The organism is Rhodococcus sp. no. 34, from assembly GCF_054589475.1.
Genome location: NZ_BAAILK010000012.1, coordinates 259,911 through 267,786, shown reverse-complemented (window position 1 = coordinate 267,786; position 7,876 = coordinate 259,911). Strand labels below are relative to the sequence as shown.

The 7,876-nt window shown below is 63.5% G+C and carries 6 protein-coding genes; 1 reads left to right on the top strand and 5 read right to left on the bottom strand.

Going from position 1 to position 7,876, the window contains the following annotated elements; translation table 11 throughout:
- The coding region (locus ACYP01_RS02110) for an LLM class flavin-dependent oxidoreductase (RefSeq protein WP_459678444.1) at positions 1-682 on the top strand (682 nt) is incomplete at its 5' end.
- Positions 683-691: 9 nt separating this feature from the next.
- Here the strand turns inward: ACYP01_RS02110 and ACYP01_RS02105 are convergent.
- From ACYP01_RS02105 to ACYP01_RS02085, 5 genes are all read right to left on the bottom strand, one after another.
- Positions 692-1,354 carry a DUF3239 domain-containing protein gene (locus ACYP01_RS02105; protein ID WP_003940490.1) on the bottom strand — a complete coding sequence of 221 codons (663 nt, stop codon included), beginning with the start codon at positions 1,352-1,354 and terminating at the stop codon, positions 692-694.
- Between the two features lie 74 nt (positions 1,355-1,428).
- Complete coding sequence (locus ACYP01_RS02100; protein ID WP_459678442.1) at positions 1,429-3,507, bottom strand: peptidase; 2,079 nt, start codon at positions 3,505-3,507, stop codon at positions 1,429-1,431.
- A 102-nt stretch (positions 3,508-3,609) separates the two neighbouring features.
- Complete coding sequence (locus ACYP01_RS02095) at positions 3,610-5,268, bottom strand: DNA repair helicase XPB (protein ID WP_003940219.1); 1,659 nt, start codon at positions 5,266-5,268, stop codon at positions 3,610-3,612.
- A gap of 180 nt (positions 5,269-5,448) precedes the next feature.
- The gene (locus tag ACYP01_RS02090; protein WP_007733511.1) at positions 5,449-6,525 is read right to left on the bottom strand and encodes an alcohol dehydrogenase catalytic domain-containing protein; all 1,077 of its coding nucleotides are present in this window, start codon (positions 6,523-6,525) and stop codon (positions 5,449-5,451) included.
- Entirely contained in the window at positions 6,522-7,715 is a 1,194-nt protein-coding gene (locus tag ACYP01_RS02085; protein ID WP_215516046.1) for an LLM class flavin-dependent oxidoreductase, read from the bottom strand. Before ACYP01_RS02085 ends, ACYP01_RS02090 begins: the two co-directional genes overlap by 4 nt.
- Positions 7,716-7,876: the final 161 nt, after the last annotated feature.

Genomic DNA, 7,876 nt, shown 5'->3' with positions numbered 1-7,876 from the left:
CATCACGGGTGGACGCGTCGAGATGGGCATCGGCGGCGGTTGGTACGAGCAGGAGTGGCGTGCGTACGGCTACGGTTTCCCCTCTGCCGGTGAGCGTCTGGGCCGCCTCGACGAAGGAATCCAGATCATGCAGCAGGCGTGGTCGACCGGCAGCTCGACGCTCGACGGCAAGTACTACCAGGTCGACGGAGCGCTGTGCCGTCCACTTCCGTTGCAAGAGGGCGGAATTCCCATCTGGGTTGCCGGTGGCGGCGAGAAGGTCACACTCAAGATCGCGGCCAAGTACGCGCAGTACACGAACTTCGACGGCACCCCGGCCGGCTTCGCGCACAAGTCCGAAATCCTGAAGAAGCACTGCGACACCGTCGGTACCGATTTCGACGCCATCGTCCGTTCGGCCAACTACAACGTGGCCATCGGCGCGACGGAATCCGAGGTGGCTCAGCGGTTGGAGACACTGAAGGACAGACTGACGCCGTTGGTCGGCGAAGCTGCCGCCGATGCGTCGCTCGACGCGTTCCGCGGAATGCCTGCCGTGGGTACGCCCGAGCAGATCATCGAGAACCTGTCGGCGCTCGAGGCGCAGGGACTCCAGTACGGAATCTTCTACTTCCCCGAGGCCGCGTACGACACGTCGGGAATCGAGATGTTCGAGAAGGAAGTGCTGCCCGCGCTCGCGTAACCGTTTGGGCTAGCGCAGCGAGTCAGGAAGATCGGCCGGGTTGATCAGAACCCGGCGATCGGGGTGGGTGCGAACTTCTTCGGAGTCGGGGATCCGGCTCTGCAGGAAGTTCCACTCGCTCGCACTGACAGCAGCGATCGCGCGTGCCAGCACTGCCGAGTCCTTGGTTCCCCACTCGATCGGCATGGGGCTGACCATCTGCCACGTGTCAGCCTTGCTTCGGGTGGAACGATCCGAACGCAGTGCCACCGACGGAATGCGGTCGCCGACTCGCCACTTCGGATTGAGTCGAACGTTGCGGCTGACGAGCGCGTACTTCGGTGCTCCGGCCGCCGGCTTCGCGATGTCGATCAGTGCCGTCAAGGTCGCCGCTCGAGGGTGAACCTCGGTGACGATCGCGGGAACCAGTGGGTTGTCCGCATACAGAGATTCGACGCTTCCCACCTTGCGAGGTGCCCACACGGCAACCCACAGGGAACTGGCCGCACCGATGGCGAGGACTGCGCCGATGATGATGGACCACACCTCGCCCATGCTGATCAACCAGGCCCCGACCGCGGCGAGGACGATCGCGAAGATCACCGCAGAAATCTGCAGGCGGCGTACATCGGCCAGTGTGTCGTTGACCGACTTGGCGTGAGCCTTGTCGACGGTGAACTGGAAGTCAGCCACGAAAAATTCCTTCGGGTGGTGCCGGACGATCTAGGACCGGCCCCCGATCGCCCGGGGACCGTCCACCAGCGTAGCTAGTTTCGCGCGCGCTCCCACATCTGCAGGTAAGCCTCGGCGCCGCGGCTCATGTCCTCGATGATGGTGTCGCCGTCGGCTCCCGCGGCGATGCGCATGTCCGCGATCCAGTCGGGAATCATCCCGTACTGCGCCACGCCGTCGGTGTTCACGTCGAAAACCCGGGTGCCGGCGCGCTGCTGGTCCATGACCGTGCCGTCGAAGGCGGTGTACGGATATTGCAGCGGATTTTCTGCGGCGTCGCCGCGCGGTGCGGCCTGCGGCCCGAAGCCGTTGGTGTCGGCGCCGTAGCCGAAACCGAAGTAGTAGTTCTCGCTTCGCATCGCCCGTGCGTCCCGCCACTGGTCGATGAACCCACGCTCTTCGGGCTTTTCGTCCGATGCGTCGAGTTGTCCGGCGTACAGGGCGACAAATCCGCCGAGTGCGTAGATCCGCTTGTACAGGCTCGGGTCGCTCCAGCTGTGACTGGAAACGACGCCGGAGTAGTTCGCAGCTTCGAGAATATCGAGAGCCGCTTCGGCGGTCTTGACGCTCATGTGATCGATGTCCACGATCATCCCTCGGTCCATCAAACCTCGGATCGTGTACGCGCCGAGGTCGGTCAGGCCGTGCGAATTGCATTGCGGACCAGAGGGGTACACCGGAAGCGTCACTCCGGGTGGGAGTACCGCGAGAAGATTCTGTGCGCCGTCGACCTTGGTGGGCAGCACATTGTCCTCGGCAACGCCGGTGCAGGGTTCCGACTGCCAGAACTCCCCGGTGCCCAGGTAGTTGCCGATATTGACGGCCACTCCGGTGACGCCGCCGTCGAAACGGGCACCGCCGAGGGCGTTGTCGAACTTGTGCGTGACGATCATCTGCCGAACACCGAGGTCGTACAACTCGTCCAGGCCGCGGTCGATGTCGTCCTCGGTGCACTGCGGAATACCGTTGCGCACAGAGCAACCGAAGGGTTCGGACACCTCCACCCCGAGGGTGACGGCCAGCTTTCCGTCGGCGGCCACCTGCCTGGCCTGTTCAGGGGAGCTCACGATGCGGAACCAACCCCGGCCGGGACCGCCGTACTGGGCGTCGATGTAGTCCTGGAGTTCGCGTGTCTGCTGCGCCTGGATCCGGACGGTCTCCATCTCGTCACAGGGATTTCGCTTGCTCGGATACAGCTCGCACAGGACACGATTGGCGACAAAGAGATTGGTGAAGATTCGCAGCCCCCCGCGCCAGGCCCGCTCGACCCACTTGTAGTACGTCTGCTCGTGCGTCAGTGAATCGTGCGCCGGCCAGTCGGCGAAACTCGGCCAGCCGGTGGTGTCGTGAGTTTCGAAGGGATTGCCGTACGACAGAACGTTTTCGAGGAGCGCCGGTATCCCGTCGGGTTGATGGTCCGGGCAGTCGACGAGCGCTGCGGTGACGCCCTGAGGATCGAAAGGTCGGCCGCAGTGCAGGTTTCCGCCCATGAACTCGGAAGCGTTCATGTGCACGTGTGTGTCGATGAATCCGGTGACTTCACCGTTCGGTCCGATTTCTCCCGGAACGCCGTTTGCGCCCACCTCCGCTTCGGGGAAATCGGCGCAGCCGTCGCGCGGGATCAGCGTGAACGCAGATTCGGGAACGTCACCGGGATCGGACATCGTGAGCATCAAATCGCGCGAGATCAGTTGGCGGCCGTTCGAGGTCGCTGTCAGAACGAAGGACTCGCCGGTGGACATCACGGTCCAGTCGGTGGAGGGAGTTGCTTCGGAGGTGGCGAGTACCGAGTCTGCGCCGTCGTGCGAGATCATCGAACCGTCCGGGCCGTACAGCATGAATCGACCCAACTGGGCCGCATGTAGTCGGAACGGTTCGGCGTCTGCGGCTTTCGTTACGTCGGTGAGGTACGCCGACCCGTCACGACGGACGAAATCGCCGGACTCCGTACGAAGTGCGAAGCAACCGTTCGCAAGTGCGTACGCCGAGTTCTGCGTGGTGGGAGCAGGACTCGGAGCGGCCGCACTGACGCCGGTCGTGGCGACGATGACGGCGGCAGTCAGCAGCGAAATGGTCCCGGCGAGCCGACCCCGTAGACGTGGAACTGAGCGCATGGTGCAGGTGACCCCCGGCCGATGGACACGACTGTGACAGGGGACACTCTACAGATAACTGGACGTATGTCCATTTTATTCTGCAACGTGTTGCAGAAATGCTCAGCCGATTGCAGGTCCGAGCAGGTCATCGGCGTCGGTGATCCGATAGGCGTAGCCCTGTTCGGCGAGGAATCGCTGACGATGTGCCGCGTACTCCGCATCGAGAGTGTCGCGCGAGACCACCGAATAGAAGTGAGCCTGACCGCCGTCGTGCTTGGGTCGCAGTAGGCGTCCGAGTCGCTGCGCTTCTTCCTGTCTCGACCCGAAGGTTCCCGAAACCTGCACGGCGACAGATGCCTCCGGAAGGTCGATCGAGAAGTTCGCGACCTTGCTCACCACCAGCGTCTGGATCTCACCGTTACGGAACTGATCGAACAGGATCTCGCGTTCCTTGTTCTTGGTGGATCCCTTGATCACCGGGGCGTTCAGGGCTTCGCCGAGTTCGTCGAGCTGATCGAGATACGCACCGATCACCAAAGTCGGAGAATCGGGGTGCTTGGCCAGGATCGACTTCACGACAGCAATTTTCGTGTGAGCCGTCGAGCACAGTTTGTAGCGCTCCTCCGGTTCGGCGACGGCATAGGACATGCGCTCGGCGTCCGTCATCGTCACTCGCACCTCGACGCAGTCGGCCGGCGCGATCCAGCCCTGCGCTTCGATGTCCTTCCACGGAGCGTCGTAGCGCTTGGGGCCGATGAGCGAGAAGACGTCGCCTTCGCGGCCGTCCTCACGAACCAGCGTTGCGGTCAGGCCGAGACGGCGGCGCGACTGCAGATCTGCCGTCATCCGGAAGACGGGCGCGGGCAACAGGTGGACCTCGTCGTAGATCACCAGTCCCCAGTCGCGGGAGTCGAAAAGTTCGAGGTGCTTGTACTCGCCCTTCGTGCGACGTGTGATCACCTGGTAGGTCGCGATCGTGACCGGCCGAATCTCCTTGCGCTCGCCGGAGTATTCGCCGATTTCTTCCTCGGTCAACGATGTACGCGCGATCAACTCACGCTTCCACTGACGACCGGCAACGGTATTGGTGACGAGGATGAGGGTGGTGGCCTTGGCCTTTGCCATCGCTGCGGCGCCCACCATCGTCTTGCCGGCGCCACACGGCAGCACGACGACGCCCGAGCCGCCGGCCCAGAACGAATCCGCTGCCATCTGCTGGTAGTCGCGCAGTTCCCAGTGGCCCTCTTCGAAAGCGAGATCGATCGGGTGCGCTTCGCCGTCCACGTAGCCGGCGAGGTCCTCGGCCGGCCAGCCCACCTTGAGCAGCATCTGCTTGAGGCGGCCGCGTTCGCTCGGGTGGACGATCACGGTGTCGTCGTCGACCTTCTCACCGAGCATCGGCGAGATCTTCTTGTGTCGCATCACCTCGGTGAGGACTGCGCGGTCGAGGCTGACCAGGATGAGGCCGTGCACCGGGCTCTTGACCAGCTGTAAGCGTCCGTACCTGGCCATCGTGTCGACGATGTCGACCAGCAGCGGTTGTGGAACCGCGAATCGTGAGTACGACACGAGCGCGTCGACAACCTGCTCGGCGTCGTGTCCGGCGGCGCGGGCATTCCACAAGGCCAGGGGAGTGATGCGATACGTGTGGACGTGTTCGGGGGCCCGTTCGAGTTCCGCGAAGGGGGCGATTGCCTGCCTGGCATCGCCGGCGCGCTCGTGGTCGACCTCCAACAGCAGCGTCTTGTCGGATTGGACGATCAACGGTCCGTCGGTCACGGAATCCTCCTAGTGAAGCAAACGCGGCAGCCACAGAGCGTTGCGCCGCGTTGTCGGCTGACGCCAACCCTGCCATTGTCCTGGTATCGGGGCGCAGACGCCAACAGGCGACGCTCGCACAGCCCGAAGTAGAGGTGCCCGAGTGCGAGCACCCCTACGTCAACAGGGCAGGATCGACCGCTATTCCGGGAGGCCCGCGGGTAGTACGAGGATCTTCACGTGTTCGTCGGGTGCGCGCAGAGCTGCGAAAGCGTCCGAGACTCCATCCAGACCGACCCTGCCGGTGATGATCGCTTCGGCGTCGATCTCGCCGTCGGCGAGCCTCTGCAGGGTGATGTCGTAGGCATTCTCGTAAGGACCGTGACCGAAGTTGATCGAGATCCTCCGGAACTGCCCGACGACGGGAATGATCGTCTCGTCGCCGAACGGCGCAGCCAGAACCTGAATCCGCGAGTTGAACGGCAGAGTGTGCATCAGTTCTCCGATGACTCCCGCCCGACCGCTGCATTCGTAGGCGATCAGAACTCCGTTCGCGGCCTGGCCGACAAGCTGGTTGCCTTCGGCGATCATTCGATTCCACAGTTCGATCGGATCCTGCTCGGCCGGATCGACGACGATGTCCGCGCCCATCTTCGCGGCGAGCTCGCGTCGTTTGGGGGAGGGCTCCGACGCGATGACGATCTGCGCTCCGCGCGCTTTCGCGGCGACGATGGCGCCCAGTCCGATCGTTCCGCAACCGATGACGAGCGCCGAATCGGCCGAGGTGAGGCCGGACTGTTGGAGATGCATCTCGCCGACGTGGAGAGGTTCGGCAAGTGTGGCGTGCTCGAGTGACAGGTGGTCGGGAACTTTGCGGACCCAGAACGCGTCGACGACTATGTGATCGCCGAACGCGCCGTGGTACTCGTTCGAGTAGCCGATGATCGTCGGGATCCCGGTAGCGGTGTCGGTGGCCAGGCCGATGCCGGCCACCCGATCGCCGATCGCGAAATCGTCTACTGCAGAACCGGTCTCGGAGACGATACCCGCGTATTCGTGCCCCAGCACCACTGGCGCGTCCGGATCGAAGGTGGCGAGCGGGTAGCCCCCGTCGTGCGCGACCTGAACGAAGCGGCACGGGTCCTTCGACATGCTCAGGTCACTGCCGCAGATCCCGCAGGCGACGACGTCGATGCGGATCTGATGGGGTGCCAACGGCGGCGGGTCGGCGATCTCGGTGACCGCGAATTCTCCCTGCTGGAAACGGACGGCCCTCATGCGCGCACGGCTCCCGTCTCGGCCGGCCGGCCGTAGTAGTCGGTATGGGCTTTGGTGATCGCTCCGACCAGCCCGCCGATCAGGTATTCGCGGTTGTCCTCGGCGAACTGCATGCTCGCCTGACGCCCGACATTTCGCTTCCGGAAGTGCGGGACCACCTCGGAGGCGAACAATTCGTAGCTGCGTTTGGTGTCCTCCCAGCTCGCCATGTCGACGTGAAGGATCAAGAACGTGCCGAACCCTCCCGTCTTCTCGATCAGACGCTCGATCTGTGCGATCGCATCGTCGGGGGTACCGATGATCGCCTGACCGAACTCGCCGAGCGTGTCGTTGCGCCACTGATCGATGACTCCGGCCGGTGTATCTGCCCAGGCCGGGTTCTGGCCGGTCTGTCGATTCACGTAGGAAGCCATCGATCCGATCCGTCGGCTCACGGCGCGCTCGGCCTCGGCTCGGGTCTCGGCGAGGAACATCGGATTGACCACACGCCACGTCGCTCGGTCGGCGCGGTGGCCGTGTTCGGCCGAGACCTTCTCGTACACATCCCAGTTGCGATCCAGTGCGTCGAAGCCGCTGGGTGAACTCGCCGCCAATGAGAGCAGGGAGAGGCCGTTCTTGCCGGCGAGCACCGAACCGTTGGGGGAAATCGTGGACGCTGTCACTGTCTCGATGCCGTCCGCGCGGTAGGTGGGCAGCTGTGCGCGTGCGTCACGCAACGTGAACCAGTCGGTTTCCATGTTGACGACCTCGCCGCGAAGCAACGCGAGAATGGCCTCGAGCGCTTCGCCCTGGCGACGACGCTGGTCCGACGGGTTGATGCCCATCATGTGTGCATCGAGGGGGATCTTGCCCGGGCCGGTGCCGAAGATGAGTCGTCCGCGCGTCTGCAGATCGAGCTGAGTGATGCGGTCGGCCGTGATCAACGGGTGGTGATAGGGCAGAGACGTCACGCCTGTGCCGAACTGGATGCGCTCGGTTCGCTCTGCGGCGGCCGCGATGAACATGTCCGGGGCAGGCACGATCTCGGCGCCGGTCGAATGATGCTCACCCATCCACGCTTCTTCGAATCCGAGGTGGTCCAGGTGTGTCATGAGGTCGATATCGCGTCTGAGTTGCAGGGCGGGATCGGCGTCGAGCGGATGGTACGGGGCGAGGAAGGCTCCGAAGCGGATGGACGATGCGGACCACACGATGACAACTCCTGTCGACAGGGGAGTGATTTGGATCACTCGCTCTGATCGAGATGTCTAACATGGATCAACTGATCCAATAAGTTGAGCCTCCCGCACAGTGGGAGATTTGTAATCACCTGTAGTTCAACGTTATCTGGTGCAATGACGTCGGATATCGT

What these genes read in the sequence shown, in the direction of transcription:
- ACYP01_RS02100 (WP_459678442.1), bottom strand. Translation starts at nt 3,507, where the DNA reads ATGCGCTCAGTTCCACGTCTACGGGGTCGGCTCGCCGGGACCATTTCG.
- ACYP01_RS02090 (WP_007733511.1), bottom strand. Translation starts at nt 6,525, where the DNA reads ATGAGGGCCGTCCGTTTCCAGCAGGGAGAATTCGCGGTCACCGAGATC.